The organism is Paracoccus onubensis, from assembly GCF_003591515.1.
Classification (GTDB): domain Bacteria; phylum Pseudomonadota; class Alphaproteobacteria; order Rhodobacterales; family Rhodobacteraceae; genus Paracoccus; species Paracoccus onubensis.
On record NZ_QZCG01000023.1, the window covers coordinates 1 to 17,003 of the forward strand.

At 60.1% G+C, this 17,003-nt stretch carries 18 protein-coding genes; 2 read left to right on the forward strand and 16 right to left on the reverse strand.

Features of this window, described 5'->3' with window-relative positions:
* The 12 genes from tssG to D3P04_RS23500 all read right to left on the reverse strand — a co-directional run.
* Positions 1-645: type VI secretion system baseplate subunit TssG (tssG, locus tag D3P04_RS22315; RefSeq protein WP_119752092.1), on the reverse strand; the 645-nt coding region annotated here is incomplete at its 3' end.
* A complete protein-coding gene (gene tssF / locus D3P04_RS22320; protein ID WP_119752093.1) occupies positions 642-2,552 on the reverse strand; it encodes a type VI secretion system baseplate subunit TssF in 1,911 nt (636 codons plus the stop codon). The genes tssG and tssF, both read right to left, overlap by 4 nt.
* Positions 2,549-3,136, reverse strand: a complete 588-nt coding sequence (locus D3P04_RS22325; protein WP_119752094.1) for a type VI secretion system baseplate subunit TssE — start codon at positions 3,134-3,136, stop codon at positions 2,549-2,551. Before D3P04_RS22325 ends, tssF begins: the two co-directional genes overlap by 4 nt.
* 116 nt (positions 3,137-3,252) lie before the next feature.
* On the reverse strand, positions 3,253-3,750 hold the full coding sequence (locus D3P04_RS22330; protein ID WP_119752095.1) for an Hcp family type VI secretion system effector: 498 nt from the start codon (positions 3,748-3,750) through the stop codon (positions 3,253-3,255).
* A gap of 37 nt (positions 3,751-3,787) precedes the next feature.
* Complete coding sequence (gene tssC, locus D3P04_RS22335; protein WP_119752096.1) at positions 3,788-5,278, reverse strand: type VI secretion system contractile sheath large subunit; 1,491 nt, start codon at positions 5,276-5,278, stop codon at positions 3,788-3,790.
* Between the two features lie 2 nt (positions 5,279-5,280).
* On the reverse strand, positions 5,281-5,799 hold the full coding sequence (gene tssB / locus D3P04_RS22340) for a type VI secretion system contractile sheath small subunit (RefSeq protein WP_119752097.1): 519 nt from the start codon (positions 5,797-5,799) through the stop codon (positions 5,281-5,283).
* 75 nt (positions 5,800-5,874) lie between these two features.
* Positions 5,875-7,236, reverse strand: coding sequence for a type VI secretion system protein TssA (locus D3P04_RS22345; protein ID WP_119752098.1), 1,362 nt, complete (start codon positions 7,234-7,236; stop codon positions 5,875-5,877).
* A 27-nt stretch (positions 7,237-7,263) separates the two neighbouring features.
* Positions 7,264-8,469: a type VI secretion system-associated FHA domain protein TagH gene (tagH, locus tag D3P04_RS22350; protein ID WP_119752099.1), complete on the reverse strand. Its 1,206-nt coding sequence runs from the start codon at positions 8,467-8,469 to the stop codon at positions 7,264-7,266.
* Positions 8,470-8,475: 6 nt separating this feature from the next.
* Positions 8,476-9,060, reverse strand: a complete 585-nt coding sequence (locus D3P04_RS22355; RefSeq protein WP_119752100.1) for a DUF6931 family protein — start codon at positions 9,058-9,060, stop codon at positions 8,476-8,478.
* 133 nt (positions 9,061-9,193) lie between these two features.
* A complete protein-coding gene (locus D3P04_RS22360; RefSeq protein ID WP_119752101.1) occupies positions 9,194-9,511 on the reverse strand; it encodes a hypothetical protein in 318 nt (105 codons plus the stop codon).
* Positions 9,508-9,741, reverse strand: a complete 234-nt coding sequence (locus tag D3P04_RS22365; protein WP_119752102.1) for a hypothetical protein — start codon at positions 9,739-9,741, stop codon at positions 9,508-9,510. Before D3P04_RS22365 ends, D3P04_RS22360 begins: the two co-directional genes overlap by 4 nt.
* Before the next feature lie 222 nt (positions 9,742-9,963).
* On the reverse strand, positions 9,964-10,209 hold the full coding sequence (locus D3P04_RS23500) for a hypothetical protein (RefSeq protein WP_182912974.1): 246 nt from the start codon (positions 10,207-10,209) through the stop codon (positions 9,964-9,966).
* A gap of 501 nt (positions 10,210-10,710) precedes the next feature.
* Between D3P04_RS23500 and fliK the strand changes: the two genes are divergently transcribed.
* Positions 10,711-11,244, forward strand: coding sequence for a flagellar hook-length control protein FliK (gene fliK / locus D3P04_RS23505; protein WP_182912975.1), 534 nt, complete (start codon positions 10,711-10,713; stop codon positions 11,242-11,244).
* A gap of 12 nt (positions 11,245-11,256) precedes the next feature.
* Positions 11,257-11,919: a flagellar hook capping FlgD N-terminal domain-containing protein gene (locus D3P04_RS22375; RefSeq protein ID WP_119752104.1), complete on the forward strand. Its 663-nt coding sequence runs from the start codon at positions 11,257-11,259 to the stop codon at positions 11,917-11,919.
* 55 nt (positions 11,920-11,974) lie between these two features.
* On the opposite strand, the gene D3P04_RS22380 is transcribed toward D3P04_RS22375, so the two are convergent.
* Genes D3P04_RS22380 through D3P04_RS22395 form a run of 4 tightly spaced genes read right to left on the reverse strand, consistent with a single transcriptional unit; the run spans position 11,975 to position 17,003 of the window.
* A complete protein-coding gene (locus D3P04_RS22380) occupies positions 11,975-12,826 on the reverse strand; it encodes an alpha/beta hydrolase family esterase (protein WP_232845137.1) in 852 nt (283 codons plus the stop codon).
* A 31-nt stretch (positions 12,827-12,857) separates the two neighbouring features.
* Positions 12,858-14,387: a glucan biosynthesis protein gene (locus D3P04_RS22385; RefSeq protein ID WP_119752105.1), complete on the reverse strand. Its 1,530-nt coding sequence runs from the start codon at positions 14,385-14,387 to the stop codon at positions 12,858-12,860.
* A gap of 16 nt (positions 14,388-14,403) precedes the next feature.
* Positions 14,404-15,621 carry an OpgC family protein gene (locus D3P04_RS22390; RefSeq protein ID WP_119752106.1) on the reverse strand — a complete coding sequence of 406 codons (1,218 nt, stop codon included), beginning with the start codon at positions 15,619-15,621 and terminating at the stop codon, positions 14,404-14,406.
* Positions 15,618-17,003, reverse strand: coding sequence for a tetratricopeptide repeat protein (locus D3P04_RS22395; RefSeq protein WP_119752107.1), 1,386 nt, complete (start codon positions 17,001-17,003; stop codon positions 15,618-15,620). Before D3P04_RS22395 ends, D3P04_RS22390 begins: the two co-directional genes overlap by 4 nt.

A 17,003-nucleotide genomic window follows, 5' to 3' on the forward strand; every position in this document is an offset into this window, starting at 1 on the left:
CCCCAAAGCCCCGCCCGAGCCCAATCCACGGCGTTCATCCGCCTCGAATTCAAGCCAGGTGGGCATATGCTCGTCCACATCGGCGGTAAGGCCGAAATAACTCTCGACCATCTGCCGCAGCCGGACAGCGCTGCGCACCCGCCCGCCGAAAAGCGAAACCAGCGGCAGCCGGGCGATATCGGGAAAACTGTCATGCTGCCGGAAAGCCGGGCTGCCGATCCCGGCGACGGCGGCGATATAGTTTCCAAAACGATCCTCGTCGGGGCGGTCATGCTGACTGATCGCATGGGCATCGGACCAAGCTCGGAAGAAAAGCTGATAGAACCGCGCCGCAAGAATATCGACGAATTGGACAAACCCGTCCTCACCTTCTTCCTGCCAGCGCAGAACCTCCTCGGTCAGGCTAAGTGGCAACGCACCATTCGGCCCGAAAAACCCCATGAACTGCGCCCGTAGCCGGGTCCTGTTCCCATGCTGCGGCTCTGCCAGTTCGACTTCTCGCGCCGGAAAGGCCAGTTGTGGATCCTGCCCGATCTCGACGAAATCGTCACGCAGCCTGCTTGACCGCCCGACGCGCGGACGATCCGGTGCCTCGCGTTCAAGCCGCCGCAGCAAGGCCAGGATATTGGCGCTTTCCGCGCTCATATCAGCGGGCCCGTTCCGGTGCGGGGTGGCCATCTTTTGATCAGACCGCGCTGTTTGCTGATCGTCACCATCTGCGTAAAGCTGTTGATGGTGACATATTCGGCAAAGAACCGGTCAAGCACCGCGGCCAGAAGGATGATGCCGCTTCCCTCGAAGCCGGTTTCGTCGAATGTCACCGCAATCTCCAGCCCGCGCGCCGGAAAATACCCCTCGGCCCGGCGAAGCGAGCGGGTGATCGGCCGGACCTTCAACTCGACAAGCCCGTCGATCTGCGCCTCGGTCACGCTGTCCGACAGATCGACGAACAGGGTCAGGATCTCGCGCAGACTTGCCGCGCCATCCCTGCCGTAACGATCGTCGAGCCCAAAATGATTCAGCGCCAGATACGAGATCAGCCGCCAATAGACATCCCCCTGCCCCATGCGATGAGGGCCCGCCTTTTCGGTTTCGGTCATCGCTTCGCGAGGCGCGGTCGGGCCATTGACGCAGGTCACCGACATATCGCTGTCGGTGACGACGTGAAAATCCTCGGACCGGGCAAGCGGCAGCGCGGCGGGCAGGTGCCGGTTCGAGCATAATGTCCGCAGATGCAGCCGGTGCGCACGACGCCCCACGATCGCTTCCGGTGGCTCGTAGATCGAGACATAGGTTTCGGTTCCGCGATATCCGCTGCGTGTCCCGTGACTGCGTTCGGTCTGTGTCAGGCGGCGCGGTTTTCTGCGGCTGGTGAAATAATATGTCGAATGCTGCGCGACCGAGCCTTGCGGCAACGCATATAGCGGCTGAACAGCCACGCGGTCATTGGTTGTCCCGAAACTGGCATGGACCCTCAGGATGCGATGCACCTCGTAATTGGTCATCGGGCTGGAATCGGGCGTGACGACATATTCATGCCGCTTATCGTCCAGCCGGATCTGGTTCGATCCCTCTTCGAACAGGTTGATCGCAACCGCGCAGTTCAGCCGCATATCGCCAAGCTGCGTCAAGCGCGCCAGATCCTCGTCCGCGCGGTCGAACTCAAGGATCACCTGCATCTGATCGGTGTCGATCCTGCGCAGGATATCGGCCAGCCCGGTCAGGCGGAACCCAAGAAAGCGGCGGGGAAAAGCGAAGAAATCCCGCAAAAGCGAGAAACCTTCGAACAGGGTGGTCCGCCGGTCGAAAAGCTGCTCGTCCCGGCTGAATCCGATCTGCTGGATCTGGTCGGGATGCAGGCGCAGAAACACCGGATCGCCATTCGGCCGCAACCAGCGCAACGAGATGCGCGTGACATTGCAGTGAATCTGCTCGTAAAGGGCGATTGCCCTGAACATGTCCGCGGTCAGATGAAAACTCAGCTCATCTTCGTTTAACGAAGATAGCGGCTGATCATGAGTGGTCCGAAGGTCAAGCTGCAGTCCTGCGCGGGTCGCGCGGTCGGGGTCCTGGCCAAGGCTGCCAAGCGCGGTCGTGCGGTCATGATAGGTCAGTTCCGAGATCGTCAGCGGCATGACCTTCAATGCCGAGGTCAGGCTGAAGCGGCATGTCACGCGGGTGTCGGAATCGCGGAAATTCGCGTCCAGATAGGTTCCACGGGGATAGTTCCTGACGATCGGATCGCCCGAATCCTTCGTTGTCGGAGGGGCCTGCACGACCATGCAACTGGGAATCGGCGCAAGCGCATCGGGAAAAATCTGCTCAAGCAGCTCTGTGGTGAAGCCGCGGAACTCTTCGTCAAGCTTAAGCTGTACCCGCGCGGCCAGAAAGGCCGTTCCTTCCAGAAGTCCGGCAATCGTCGGATCGATATTCTCGCGCAGGACGCCGCCAAGACGGTCGGCAAGTCCGGGAAATTCCTCGGCGAACTCGGCCGAGCGTTCATACAGAATATCAAGCTCACGCTCATAGGCGTCGCGGAAAGCCTTCTTCATCCCTCGCCCTGCATCCGCTTCATCGCCACCTTGCCCGCCGCCGGGTCCACCTCGGCATAGAATTGCAGCGGGATATCCGTGGGGTCCGAGATCATCTCGGCCATGATTTCAAAGGTCAGTCTTTGCTCGGCGGAGGCGTCGTTCTCATCCACCCGCACCTCGATACTGTCGGCCCGCAGGCGCGGCTCGCTTCGGATCAGGGCGACACGGATCGCATTGGCCAGATCGCCGGGGGTGCGGTTGTGCCGCCACAGTGAATCCATGTCCTGAAATCCATGATTGATGATCGAATCGCGCACCCGCGGCGTATCCGACAGATCCGCGACGACATCCAGGCGGATCGTATTCATCAGATTGGCGATATCCCTTGCCAGATTGCGGCGCAAGGACGCCTCGCTTGCGCCTTCCCGGCGTTTCTGGCTGACCAGCGTCAGGTCCCGCTCACCCTCGGTATAGTGCCTTGTGCCATCGCGTGAATCGCGACGAGCGGCCGAATCCCGGAAGATATGCAGCAATGACATTTCACGCAGCCCGCCCCGCGCGATGTTGTCACCCGGAGCACCGGGGACACGACGTGATGACATGGGTCCTCCTGACCGTCTGACTGAGGATCATGTTAGGATCATCCCGAACCAAATAAAACAGGGTCGGCACATGAATGCGCACCGACCCCGCCATTAGATCACAAGGATCGAAGAGCTTAGGCGCTCCATTCCTTGTTTTCGGCAATATCCCAGCCGGACATGGTTTCGGCGCCGGCCGCACCCGAATCTTCCTGCAAGGTATAGAGCACTTCGAATTTGCGGAAATTCAGCGTCAGGGTTTCCTGGATACGATCCAGGCCGTCTTTCGCGCCGCCGGTATTGTAGCTGGTGATCATGATGTTTTCCATCTTGATCCGGAAATACTCGACCGGTGTAGTTCCACCCGATTTGCGGACGATCAACTCGCCATTCTCGATATGCTCGCCCGAAGTGGCGCGCTTGATCAGGTCATTGGTGGCCAGATCGACATATTTGGTCAGCGTGATGTCCTGCACATTGACCTTGCCGCCGCCACCGCCCGAGCCGATATGCGTCGTGCCGGACTGGGTCAGACCCCAGTTCCAGGCCAGAACATCGATCTCGTCGCGATGCGTATCGTCCTGGGATTCACCCTTGATGCTGTTGGAAAGTTTCAAAAAGATATCGACAGCCATATTAAGCTCCTTTTACTTCGGCAGCCATACTAGATAGTCATTTACCCTTGGGTAACTTGGAAACCAGAGACATACCGATGTCCATGCCTTCCAACTGAAAATGCGGTTTCAGATAGAATTTTCCCATGTAATAACCGGGGTTTTCCTCGTCTTCCACCACTTCCACTTTCGCCCCGGCCAACGGTTTTTTCGCTTTTTCCCGTTCGGTGGCACTTTCCGGATTGCCCGAAACATATTTGTTGACCCAGGTCTGAAGCTGGGTCTGCAATTGCAGGCGATCAGGGCTTTGCCCGATCTTGTCGCGGACCATACATTTCAAATAATGACTGAATCGTGACACCGCGAAAATATATGGCAGACGCGAGGACATATTGTCGGATGCCGTCGCCTGTTCATCCACATATTTCTTGGGACGATACAAGGTCTGCGCGCCGATGAAGGCGGCCTTGTCAGTATGTTTGCGATGGATCAGGCCGATCAACCCGGCCTTGGACAGCTCGCCCTCGCGCCGGTCGGTGATCGAAATCTCGGTCGGGCATTTCAGATCCTTCGATCCGTCGCCGGTGTCGAAATTGAAGGCCGGCAGGTTCAGAACCTCACCGCCCGACTGCACACCACGGATCTGAACGGTCCAGCCATGTTCCTTATGGGCGCGGTTGATATTCACCGCCAGCGCATGGGCCGCATTCATCCACGAGAATTTCTTGCCCTCATGCCCGTCGGTCTCTTCCTCGAAGTTGAATTCCTCGACCACCGAGTTCGAGTTCTGGCCATAGGGCTCACGCGCCAGCACGCGCGGCATGGTCAGGGCGACATAGCGCGAATTCTCGGAATCGCGCAGCCCGTTCCATGCGGCATATTCCGGCGTATCGAAAATCTCGGACAGATCGGGCGGCACGCTGAGTTCGTTCCAGCTGTCCATGCCCAGAAGTTCGGGTGCGGATGCGGAAATGAAGGGCGCATGGGCAGCCGCGGCGATCTTGCCCATTTCACGCAGAAGCGACACATCGGCCGTGCTGTGATCGAAATAATAATCCCCGATCAGCGCGCCGAAAGGCTTGCCGCCAAGCGTCCCGAACTCTGCCTCATACACGATGCGGTTCAGCGGCGACTTGTCCCATTTCGCGCCCGGATAGCGCCGGAACATCTGCTGAAGCTCTTTCTTCGAGACATTCATCACCTTGACGCGCAGCGACGCGTCAGTTTCGGAATTATTGACCGTATAGGCAAGGCCACGCCATGACGACTCGATCGTCTGGAATTCCTGATGATGGATGACCTCGTTCAACTGCTCGGTCAGCTTCTGGTCGAGCTTCGACAGCATCGCGTCGATCGTGTCGATCACATCCTCGGCGATAACGGTCTGATCGTCCAGCGCCTCGCGCACCAGAGCCACGACGGCGTTGTCCACTTCTTTGGCGGCAACTTCCGAGCGGGGCTTGATGGTCTGTTTCAGAATGTCCGAAAATTCGTCCAGCTCGGACAGGCCGGTGGCTTCAGAAACCTGAGCCTGATTTTCCTGCGCCATGATCAGCCGTCCTCTTCAGGGTTGTCTTTCTGGGCTTCACGCTCTGCAAGCGCGGCCATCAATTCGGGGTCGTTCAGCAATTTGCGAAGCTGTTCCTGCGCCTTGGGCTTCGAGTTCATGTAACGCTGAAGATTGGCCAGATGCTGCCGGGCTTCCAGAAGCTTCTTCAGCGCCGGGATTTGCGCCGCAACCTTTGCCGGGTTGAAATCGTCCATGCTTTCGAATTTCAGCGTGACGCCCAGCCGGTCGCCACCGCCCATCTTGTTTTCCACATTGAACGAAACCGCTGGCGCGACGCTTTTCATGTAATCGTCCAGGGTCGTGCCGGTAACATCGGTAAAGTCACGATCTTCGATATCGGGCTTCTCAACTTCCGACGCGTTGCCGGACAGATCGGACATCACCCCCATGACAAAGGGCAATTCCACCATTTTTTCGGAATCGTAAGGATCTTCGTATGAAATATTCACCCGCGGAGGGCGGTTGCGCTTCAGGAAATCTGTTGATTTATCGGATGCCATTTGTACCAACCCCTTCGCTGCGGGATAACAGAAACGTCATTAAGACGCAGTGTCAATGCGAACTCATCAGGAAAACTAACCTTCTTTCACTGGTGCAACAAGTAGTTCGGCCATAATCGCGTCAAATCTCTTTTCCAGCATTTCACGCGCTTTGACAAGTAAAAGAGGAATTGGACTGGCCGGCTCCTGCGCCGAAAAATATCCCTCTACACCCAATAAATGCCCGATAAGATCGCCGCGCCGGGCAATCGCGGGAAGCGCCGCGGGTTGACCGGGGCCGTTCTTGTCCTGATCCAGCCCGGATTGCGTCAGTTCCTTCAGCCGCGCCATCGGCAGGCTGAACCCGCTGTCCTGCCCGATATTCAGCATGACATTGCCCGCTTGCCCGGGCATCAGAACCTCGATCGCCTCGACCAGCGGCGCGCCGACCAGAAGCCGCGCCTGGGTCACCAGCACAAGCGCGGGCGAAGACGGCTCGTTCGCCGCAAGCCAGGCCTTCGCGGCATCAAGCGCGGCAGCGCCAGTCGCCCGGTTGGGGATAGTCGGAACCGCCCCGGCCGCGGTTTTCGGTGGTAAAGCGGGTTGTCCGACAGGATTGACACCCGCCGCCGGGGTCTCTGTCTCGGCCGCATCGCCGATCCTTGTCTCCACCGCCGCCGCATTGGCTGCCGACCAGGCGCGAAGATCGGGGCGGGCCGAGACGATCATGGCCTGCATATCGGCTATCGCCGCTCTCAACGCGGCAAGATCGGGCGTGAAGGCCCTGGACGCGTGCGACGAGGCAAGTCCGACCATGCGATGCAATGCATCGGCGATACGGGTCAGATGATCATTCGCAGCCTCGACCACACGCCTGTTGCCTTCGGCCCGCAACGGCCCCAGAAGATCGCTTCCGGCGATGTCCTGTTCGGATTTGCGGGGTTCCGCCTTGCCCCCCGCAACCATATGCCTGCGCAGCGTAACCTCGCCATTGGAGACGATCGACAGGTGCAGAAGTGGCATCACGACCGTCGGCTGATGGTTCAGTGCCTCAAGCGTCGCGCGCCTCTCGCCCGCGCCACGATCAAGCCGGGGATGCAGATCGTCGGGCCATTGCGCCATCATCGCGGCGATATCCTCGATCGTGTCCGCAAATTCGCCCAGCGAGCCGCCGAGAATCTGGAACCGTGCCAGCAGGCTCATCAATCGCAGGTCGCGGCTGCGGCCAAGCAGCCTGCCGATCGTGGCTTTCTCTACCGGCAGATCGAATTCCTTCCGCGCGTCGAAAAGCTGATCCTCCATGCCATTCTGTTCGTTTCCTGGCGTAAAATAACGCTCGGGCATCCGCGCTTCAGCTTCGAAATAATATTCGACGAATTCGGAATCGTCCTCCCGTTCAAGATCCGGCCCGCAGGGATTTTCTTCCGAAATGGGCTCCAGCAGATTGACCGATGCCAATGCAGTTCTCCTTTTCCCTTGGACCCTCTAGCTCCGGCCCTGCCCGCCCTGCTCATCAGCTTTCCGATAAGAGGCCGCGAAAAGCCGGATGAATTCGTCCAGAATACCGTTCTCGCTGGCGGTCTTGGCGTCCCAGCGTTGAACATACGCGTCCCATGCGCGCGATTTGCGGCCACCAAGGGCGCCGCCCTTGACCTCGGCTTCGATTCGCGTCGGCTCCAGATCCTGCAACAACTCGATCAGGGCGGGCTGAAGCGCTGCGAACAATGCGCCCTGATGACGGCGCAGATCGCCCAGAGCCTCATCGAAGCCGGCCGCCCCGGTGAGGAAACCCGCGCGGGGGCGCAGGAACAGCGCCTCAAGCGCCTGTTCGGCGTCCGGCAGGAACTTGAGCGGATTGTTATCGGTCGCCCCCCGCATCGTCCGTTCGCCGCCGCGGGTGAAATGCCGCGCGGACGCCCGGTCCTGCAGCGCGGTCATGAGTTGCGACGCCGAGGCGCGCATCGTCTCACCCAATGCGTGGCCCAGCATATCTGGCGCAACCTCTGCGGCAAGCGAGACATCTATCCCCGCCCCTTCGCAAAAGGCGCGGACAAAGGCCGACTGATCAACCGGCGCGGGCGGAGGAGCCGGTGCAGCCGCGGGAGGTGCCGGTTGCGGCGCTTTGCTGCCGGATTGCGGCGGCACGGCCGAAGGCGGCGGGGTTTCGGCGGCGGGGGGCTGAATATCGGCGGGAAAAGCAAGGAAATCATCACTGAAATCGCTTTGGCGACGCGCCTCTTCCCCGATTGGCAGGTCGATCGGCGGAGGGATATCTCCACCCACGGTCCAGGGATCATCGCCCGGATCCTCGAAAACCGGCTTGTCGACCCGGTGTTCGGGCAGGGAACTGGGCGAGATCGCAACCGCGTTCTGCGGCATGTCGAACAGCGCGACGACGATGTAATGCCCGACCTGAAAGCGATCGCCATTCCGCAGCGCATGCGCGCCGTCAAGCCGGTGCCGGTGTCCCTGCAGGAATGTCCCGTTGGTCGACACATCCCGCAGCCACCATTGCTGGCCGTCGAAACTGACATCGAAATGATGCCCCGAGATATAGCGGCTTGCGTCCGGCAGCACCCAGTCCATGCCCTGGCGGCGCCCCACCTGAATCCCGGTTTCGGGCACAACGATATTGACCGGGCCGCCATCATCGAGGACTTGGAAATTCTCTATCTGCAGGGTCAGGGTCATGTCACATCAATACGCGCGGAAAAGGGATTCGGCCATGTCGAGAATCCGCGCAAGGTAAACCGAGCGCTGCGACAAGGGAACCCGCGCGAGACATGACAGAACCGCACTGTTTATCGCGACCGGAGCTTTATGGACCGGCGCAGGTTCGGGATCGTTCGGGGCCGGTTTGCCCGTGGACCAGCCGACCGCCAGCCCCAGCAGGACCGAAGGTCCCCGCGCCGGCGCCCACAGCGCCTCTTTCATGATCTCATGGCGCATCCGGATCGTCGGGTTCGACAGCCAGGCGGCGATCTGTTGCATCATCGGGCGTTCCTGCGGATGCAGGTGATCGGCCATCAGCCGCAGGCATTCATAGCCCCAGCCCGCCGCGTTCGTAGGCAATGCGGCGAAAGCGGTGAATGTCACTGCCTCCTCGGGCGTTGTCGACGCCCGCAGCCGGGCAAGGAAACGCAGACCATCCTCGTGTTCGCGCGGCCTCAGCTTGACCAGTTCGGACAATCGTTCAAGCTGTGCGAAAAGCACATAGGGCTCTTCGTCCCGAAGTGTCCTGCGCGGCCGTTCGGTGGTTTCGTTCTGGTCAGAAGCGTTCATTTCAATCCTTCGGCAGAAATCGGCATATCACCATGACCGCGAATGGATTATGAAAAGACCAATTACCCAATACAACCCGCAACATGACATATCCGACAATTTGCCGGACGCCGAGCCACAGCGGGGCCTGCCATCAGAATCTTCGGGGCATTCTGGCCACCGTTCTGGTGACGCATCGCCGCCCTGAATCGTCATATGTCTGAAGCGTCCGGGCGGATTGAACAATTTCGCGTATCTGCTCGGACGCGGATTTGGCGCCCTCCATCGCCGCCTGAGCCAGATTCTGAAGGTCCTTCAGGGCGATCCGGACCTGTTCCCTGATATCGTCATCCTCCGGCGGAGATTGTTCCGCCACCGCCGCGAAACGTTCGATTTCCTTCAGCGCCCCCTCCGCGTCACCCCTGACGATGGCGGCGCGGGCCGTCTTGAGGCAGGTGATCAACGCGCTCATTCCAGAGCTCCGAGCCCCAGATCAAGGCGGGCGGCCAGAAGCGCGGCATATTCGCGATTCATGAAGCTGGAAAACTGCTCTTCCCCATGCCCGCCGCCAAACCCTTCCTGAGAGGAGGGAGGTCTGACATATTTCAACATTTCCTCAAGAAATGCCTGTTCGATCCGGTCCTGAAGAACCGGCGGATTGCCCCGGCCCGGAATTCCGGCGCCAATCGAAGCGATTTCCATTTCGTCATCCTCGCATAACCGACGAATCCGCTTTTAGCGCCTCCGGGTAAACAATTGGTAAGAACCGGGTAGTAGAAGATCCGAACCACCTTTTCGATTTCGGGAATTCAGCCGATGGATCTCAACACGTTTCTGAACACGGCTGCCGCTTCGGGCAGTCGCCCGGCTCCGCCCCCCGATGCATCGCCCCCTGATGCATCGCCCCCCGAAGCATCGATAGCGTCAGCGATGCCGGGCGAAAACATGACGTTCTCGGATCAGCTTCTTGAGCTGCCGCCGGATTCCGGCGATGATTTGTTCGCCTTGCCGGACGCTACGGCCCCCGCCCCCCAGGATCTGGGGGAAACCGACCCGGTCACCGATATGATCGCGACCCTCACCGGGATTTCCACGGCAATAGCTGCCCCGTCCGGACAGGGCGAAGAACCACAGGCTGCACGCGACATGCAGGATGAAAATCCCTTGCATTTGAAACAATTTCAGGCTCGGGGATCCGCTGTCGCAGCAGCCGGCCTTTCCGAAATTACGGCCGGAAGTGCACGGCTTCAGGCGCCGGACGATGCCGGGATCAGAACCGCTTCACCAACGGCCATATCACCCACGAATGTCGCCGCGCCTCCCGGTTTGATCGAATCCCCGGACGCAGAATGGACAGACGCAGCCCGGGAATCGCATGGGCGTGCATCTCTGGACGAAACACCACCGGAGGATGAGACCGCTTCCCCCGTGCCGAAAGCAAAGGATCCGCCGCCCGGAACCTTGGTGGCAACAGGGGCCTCTCGCCATCCGAAACCACAGGATCGCGACTCCATGCTTGCGCAATCGCCTCGAGATATCCCTGCTGAATTCGCCTCGCCCAATTCCGAGAATATCAGGCCGGCCGGCGACCCTTCTCGGGCGCCTATTCCCTTACCTCCTCTGGGCAGCACCCCCGCATTGCCGATTGAACCGGCATCCGGTGCTGCGACAATGCCGGGAAATTTCGAGCTCCAGGGCGATGGGCTTGGAAATCCGCCGCGTCTTACGCCGGGTGACGGGCTTTCGGGCAATATGGGAATATCGTCACAGGCGGAAGCCCGAGGCGCATCGCCCAATCCGCCATCGGTCATTCGTCAGATCGCGGATGCCGTCGTCACGACCCGCAATGAAACCGTGGAAATAGCCTTGTCGCCCGAAGAACTGGGCAAGGTGCGCATGATCCTGACCGGTCATGAACGCGCTCCGCATCTGGCAATCTGGGCAGAACGGCCCGAGATACTCGAACAGCTTCGGCGCAATGCCGATCTGCTGATGCAGCAATTCAGCGAAGAAGGGATGCCGGACGCCACGCTAAGCTTTCAGGATCACGGGCAGCACGACGATGCCGGCCAGATGAATGGCGACCAGCAATCGGAGAACGAAGATAATCCGCACCGGGCCAACGCCGCACCGGCCCCCGGCGGTTCGCTTGCCCGCGAAACTCCGGTCGCGCCCGGGACGCGCCGGATCGATGTCAGAATGTGAGGTCATGGAAAAATGATAACCGCTACAGGACAGACCACCGCCAGCACGGCAACCGCCACCGCAACAGATGAGCCGGTGATCGGTGCGGGTGCGGATTTCGACACGTTTCTTGCCCTGCTGACAACGCAACTTCAGAATCAGGACCCCCTTAATCCGTTGGAGGGCCATGAATTCGCGGCGCAGCTTGCGACCTTTTCAGGGGTCGAACAACAGGCCTATACCAACAAGCTTCTGGGCCAGATGATGAAGGCACTTGGCGCCAATGAACTGGGACAGGCTGCCGGCTGGATCGGGAAAGAGGCGCGAACCACCGCTCCGATCTGGTTCGGCAACGAACCTTTGACGCTTGAAATCGAGCCGGCACCGCTTGCCGATGATGTCGACCTGATCACCTATAATTCGGCGGGATTGGAAATCGCGCGAGAGCGCATCGGTTCCGGCTCCGGGCAGATCGACTGGTTCGGGCGGGATACACAGGGCGAAAAACTGCCTGACGATCATTATTATTTCCGGATCGAAAGCATCCTGAACGGCAATGTGATCGCGCAGTCCGAGGTCGGCGCCTATGCCCGGATCGAAGGCGTCCGTAAGGCAGAGACGGGCACCGAACTGATCCTTGCCAACGGAACCACGATCGCCGCCTCGCAGATTGACGCGCTGCGCAACGCCGAATGATCGAAATGCTTCCCGGCTATTGCGCCCGATACGGCGTGGCTTATCGCGGAACCGCCTACCGCGCCGAAGCTTCGTACCAGTCCAGAACAAGCCCGGCCCAGCCTTGCGGGACGATATGCCCGCCCGGATGAAGCGCGAATGTCAGCGGGAAGGCGGAATCGCAATCCCAATTCCGGATCAGGAAATCGCCGCTCTGTCGGAAACCGGACGGATTTTCGCCCCCGCATCCATTCGTCGCTCGCCAGATCCGCATTGCCGCGAACACATCGCCCTGAACCATCTGACCGTTTCCGACGGCACGGCCTTCAAGCGGAACGGTGCCGTCGGACCAGCCATGAGTGTGATACAACCGGACAGGCGCCTTGCAGCTATCGGGCAGCGGATCCCAGAAACTGCCGGCCACAGGCGCATATGCGCTGAAACTTTCAGGGGACTCGCAGGCGACGTAACTCACCATCGATCCACCGATGGAAAACCCACCCAGAAGCATCCGTTCCCGATCCAGCCCGAACCGCTTTGCGGCGTCATCTGCCACCGCACGCAGAAAGGCCGCCTCGTCGCGTCCATCGCGCCGTTCAGGATGAAACTGCCAGCTTCGGCCGTTACGCTCGGGGCGCGGTGATCCGTCAGGCGCAATCACCGCATAGCCACGCCCGACCAGCGCATCCACCAGTTCCCGGTTCTGCATGACCGATGCGCCATCGCTTCCCCATCCATGCAGAAAGATCACGGCCGGAAGACCGTCCGGCACGGATTCCTCATCCGGAAGGACAAGATGATAGGTTCCGTCTTCCCGCCCGCCTTCAAGGCGGCACGGCTCCGCTGAATCCGCGCATTCCGCATGCGCGGCATCCGGCAGCAACCCGGCAAGCATGAACAGCAACATGGCTCGGAAACAGATCGTCATGCAGCCTCCCATCCTGCCGGGCCGGGCCATGTCAGTCATTCCAGCGATAAAGCCAGACTTCGCTGACCCGAACATCGTCACGACGCAGTTCCGCACGCATTTCGGGGCGGCTTCCGTCCGGCGCGTCCAGCGTGAAGGCCAGCCGCATGCCCCCTGTTACCGGGTTGAACTGAACCGTGGGATTCCGGATCTCCCCTGTGCGGGTCAGAACCCGTGCCTCGATCTTCGAGGGATCGTCGCCGAGTGCCACATGTTTGGCGTAATCTATGGTGAATATCCGCCCCTTCTCGAATACCCGCAGGCCCGAGCGTGTATTCTCGATCTGCGCTACCGCGCCATCGATCGGCGCGGCGCTTCCCCAATACAGCCGATAGGCAAAGCGGTGCTCTTGCCCGGCACGCAACGGCGCGGCGGGGCGCCAGAAAGCCACGATATTGTCGTAAATCTCCTTGTCTGCGGGAATCTCGACCAGAATGACGGAACCCGGCCCCCAGGAACCTTGCGGCTCGACCCATAGCGACGGACGGCGTTCATAATGCGCTTCGAGATCGCCGAAATCACGACTGTGACGCGCCCGCTGCATCAGGCCGAAGCCGCGCGTTCCGCTATCCACAAAATAGCTGATGCCAAGTCGCCTGGGGTTGGCCAGCGGCCTCCAGATCTGCTCTCCGGCACCGTTCAGCATCAAAAGCCCGTCACTGTCGTGAACCGCATCGCGGAAATCGTCGAAACGCGCGCGGTTGGTTTCATCGAACAGAAACATCGAGGTGCCTGCCGCGATCCCCGCCTCGGACAGATCGACGCGCGGGAACAGCACGGATTCCACCTCCATCAGGGTCGTCACGCCAGGCGTGATCCGGAAACGGTAAGCCCCTGCGACACTGGGGCTGTCCAGCAATGCATGAACCACGATGTCCGGGGCTCCGGGCGCAGGGGCCTCGATCCAGAACTCGCGAAAACCGGGAAATTCTTCGCCCCCCGGACTGCCGGTGCCAAGCGCAAGGCCACGTGCGGACAGGCCGTAGACCTGCCCACGTGCAAGCCCGCGAAAATAACTTGCGCCCTGAAAAACGGTATATTCCTGAAACACCCCGCGCTTTTCCAGTTCTCCGCGCAGGCGAAAGCCCGAAAAACCCATTCCTTCGGCCGGAAGATCGGGAACCTTGTCGGTCTTGTCGAAAACCTCAAGATCGAACAGCGCCGGGCGCGATTGCCCCTCTTCGACGATATTGATCTGTACGGGGCGGTTGAACAGGTAACCCGCAGGAAAGAAATCCACTTCGGCCGGGCGATCACTTTTGCGCCAAAGCGCGTGACGCTCATCAAACCAGATGCTGCGATACTGATCATAATCGAGGTTCCGCCATTCGGCAGGCACGGCGGCTGGCGGAACATAAAGGCGCGAGGCCAGCTCTTTCGCCTTGTCGCGCAGGGTTTCGGGACCGAAAGGCACCGGCTCTCCCAATGCGACGGGGGGATGCTCTTCCGCCCGAACGGGAAACCCCAGAAAACCGGTCACTGCGGCCAATGCCGCAGACGACAAAACCCTTCGTCTGTCCATCGAATTATTCCCTACACTAAAAACTTCGAACTCCGGAAATCGGGGAATGTTCCTTCACATCCGCGGCAGGTCGAACCGGCTGCCGCCACGGCTGACGCTTGATATAAGAGACGAAATAAGCAACGCCGGTGATGATCACCGCGCCTGTCAGATTAACGGATACTGCTATGAACGGGCCGCGCCCGAACTCGTCGAACAGCACGCCCAGAAGCCGGGCAAGCAACATCGATGTCATGAATACTGCCAGCGATTGCTGCCCGACCTTGCGGATGACACCCACGATTGCGGTCCAGGCCGCGCCGCCATGCAGCCGTGATCCGTTCGGCCCCGCCGCAATCCAGGCCAGATAGGCAAGGCTCAGGAAATGAACATAACGCAGGATGCCGAAATCCGTCTTTGTGATCAGGAAGTTCCACTCGTCCCGCCAATCCCGGATGAATTCGAATTCGCGGTAAATCCTGAACCATGCAAAGGGAATGGTCGCCAGAACGATCACGACGGCTAGGATGATCAACCCGCGATTGACCGGAGGCGCGGGCAGCCAGCCCAGCATGAAGGCGAAGCCGGTGAAGAAGACCAGTTGCCATGTCAGCGGATTGAAGAACCATTGCCGGGAACTTCCGCTGCTGAACCAGTATTCGGCCGGAAAGCCAAATCCGGTGACGCTTGCCGTCAGCCACAGGATGACGCAGAAACCCATGGCAAGGTTGGGGTGGAACCCGGCCAGCCCCATGACCAGCGGCAGCATGGCAAGGATCACCAGATACATCGGCAGGATGTCGAAATAATTCGGCACATAGGTCAGCGTCATCAGCCCGACCAGATTCGGCCCCGGATCGTTGAGAAACGGATACAGGTTCAGCGACCCCACGTAATCCTTATTGAACCAGCCGGTAAGATCCAGTGCGACCATGGCAAGCAGGATCGCGAAGAACAGGCCGATATGCGCCCAATAGACCTGCCAGACCCGATGCATGGTCCGCAGCGCCCCCATGATCCACCCGGCCTTGCGGAAGACCGCGCCGAATGCGATCGCCGACGCCATACCCGAACAGAACACGAAAATCTCGGTCGCGTCCGAGAAGCCGAACCGCGCCGGAATCCATAATGTCCAGGGATTGCCGCTGATATGGGCGATCAGGATGATATACATCCCCAGTCCCCGGAAGAAATCGAGACGCGGATCCCGCGCAGGTTTTGCCGCGGAGATCGGACTCGAAACGGGATTGCTCATACGGTCTCCTTGGCTCCGGCGCGGCCAGAGTGGCCTGCAAGCGCATTCTTTCTGACTGATGCCAGAAATTCCAGCCGGCGCAATGTATAACCGTCCTGACACCCGGCATGTGCCCGGGTTCGTTGCTTCAGCAAATTCTCGGTTTCGTCCAGAAATCCCGCGCGCAGCCCCGCCTCGACCGCGATCCGGGAAAAAACATCGCGCTGCGCATGACTTCCGCCCACCGCCTGCAATTCCTGCACCGCCTTTTGCAGATTGAGCCAGGCCATGCAGTAATTCCCGTTCGCATATGCATGCAGCCCAAGTGCGGTATGATGCCCGTTCCGGCAGATAATCGCCTTCGCATCGCCTTCCGACGGCCGCGCTCTGGCCATATTGCCGACAAGGCGAGCCGCCGCCTGATCCCGCCCGCCGCCGATCAACCCAAGAAGATAATGCAGATCGGCAAAGGCCAGACAGCCGTCACCGGCACGCTTTTCAGACAGTTCGGCCACTTCTTCCCAGCGATCACCGACATCGACGCCCTCGATCTCGAGCCGGGCCAGAAGCGAGGTCGCATTCGCGATGTCACGGTAATCATCCGTTTTCTCGCGCCGGATCTCGCTATCGTAAAGCGCAAGCGCGGCGTCGAAATCGCCGATATCCAGATGCATCAGGGCCTGATGCCACCAGACATGGAAGCGAAAATTATTGCAATGCGCCCAAGAGGCTTCGCGCCCGTTCAGCCAGTCAAGCCCCTCTTGCGCGCGGCCCGTCATATCAAAAACATGGGCAACCGCATGCAATCCCCATGCATCGTCCGGCGCAAGTTCGACCGCCCGCTGCCCGGTCCGTTCGGCAATGGCGTAATCGCCGGCTTCCTCAAGCGTGAAGGCATGGCAGCCCAGCATATAGCCTTTGGCGGAATGATCCTCCCAATGGGGCAGTATCGTTTCGACCGAGCGGCGCATGAGATCGGGCCGTCCCATCACGAACTGAATCGCCTGCACCATTTTCATGGCCAGCGCATCGCGGGGGTTATCATCCAGCACCTGCTGCAGGCATTCCGCAGCAGCGGCAGGATAGCCCCGAAGCCAAAGCGCAAGCGCCTGCATGAAACCGGCCTCCCGCGGGGTTGGGGGTCGGCGCCGCGCGGCTGCCAGAGCGGCCTGATATGCCTCTTGCGCGACCGCCGCCATCTCGCGGCGGCCAAGAAGCAGGCAGGACAATCCGCGGACGGCCTGGGCCAATGCGAAATCGGGATCCTTGGCGATTACCGCGCTCAGATCCGCTGCGGTGGATTCCGCATGGGACAGGATACCTTTTATCACACGGTTCCAGATCTCGATATCCGCCGCGTCGAGCGACGTGCAAATCCCCGATAGATCCGTCGCATATGCCAT

Excerpts from the sequence above, each read along its gene's own strand:
- tssC (WP_119752096.1), bottom strand. The coding sequence starts at position 5,278 with ATGGCGCAGGAAAATCAGGCTCAGGTTTCTGAAGCCACCGGCCTGTCC.
- D3P04_RS22380 (WP_232845137.1), bottom strand. The coding sequence starts at position 12,826 with ATGACGATCTGTTTCCGAGCCATGTTGCTGTTCATGCTTGCCGGGTTG.
- tagH (WP_119752099.1), bottom strand. The coding sequence starts at position 8,469 with ATGACCCTGACCCTGCAGATAGAGAATTTCCAAGTCCTCGATGATGGC.
- D3P04_RS22385 (WP_119752105.1), bottom strand. The coding sequence starts at position 14,387 with ATGGACAGACGAAGGGTTTTGTCGTCTGCGGCATTGGCCGCAGTGACC.
- D3P04_RS22375 (WP_119752104.1), top strand. The coding sequence starts at position 11,257 with ATGATAACCGCTACAGGACAGACCACCGCCAGCACGGCAACCGCCACC.
- D3P04_RS23500 (WP_182912974.1), bottom strand. The coding sequence starts at position 10,209 with ATGCAAGGGATTTTCATCCTGCATGTCGCGTGCAGCCTGTGGTTCTTC.
- D3P04_RS22355 (WP_119752100.1), bottom strand. The coding sequence starts at position 9,060 with ATGAACGCTTCTGACCAGAACGAAACCACCGAACGGCCGCGCAGGACA.
- D3P04_RS22395 (WP_119752107.1), bottom strand. The coding sequence starts at position 17,003 with ATGGCATATGCGACGGATCTATCGGGGATTTGCACGTCGCTCGACGCG.
- D3P04_RS22360 (WP_119752101.1), bottom strand. The coding sequence starts at position 9,511 with ATGAGCGCGTTGATCACCTGCCTCAAGACGGCCCGCGCCGCCATCGTC.
- D3P04_RS22325 (WP_119752094.1), bottom strand. The coding sequence starts at position 3,136 with ATGTCATCACGTCGTGTCCCCGGTGCTCCGGGTGACAACATCGCGCGG.
- tssB (WP_119752097.1), bottom strand. The coding sequence starts at position 5,799 with ATGGCATCCGATAAATCAACAGATTTCCTGAAGCGCAACCGCCCTCCG.
- D3P04_RS22365 (WP_119752102.1), bottom strand. The coding sequence starts at position 9,741 with ATGGAAATCGCTTCGATTGGCGCCGGAATTCCGGGCCGGGGCAATCCG.
- tssF (WP_119752093.1), bottom strand. The coding sequence starts at position 2,552 with ATGAAGAAGGCTTTCCGCGACGCCTATGAGCGTGAGCTTGATATTCTG.
- D3P04_RS22330 (WP_119752095.1), bottom strand. The coding sequence starts at position 3,750 with ATGGCTGTCGATATCTTTTTGAAACTTTCCAACAGCATCAAGGGTGAA.
- D3P04_RS22390 (WP_119752106.1), bottom strand. The coding sequence starts at position 15,621 with ATGAGCAATCCCGTTTCGAGTCCGATCTCCGCGGCAAAACCTGCGCGG.
- fliK (WP_182912975.1), top strand. The coding sequence starts at position 10,711 with ATGCCGGGAAATTTCGAGCTCCAGGGCGATGGGCTTGGAAATCCGCCG.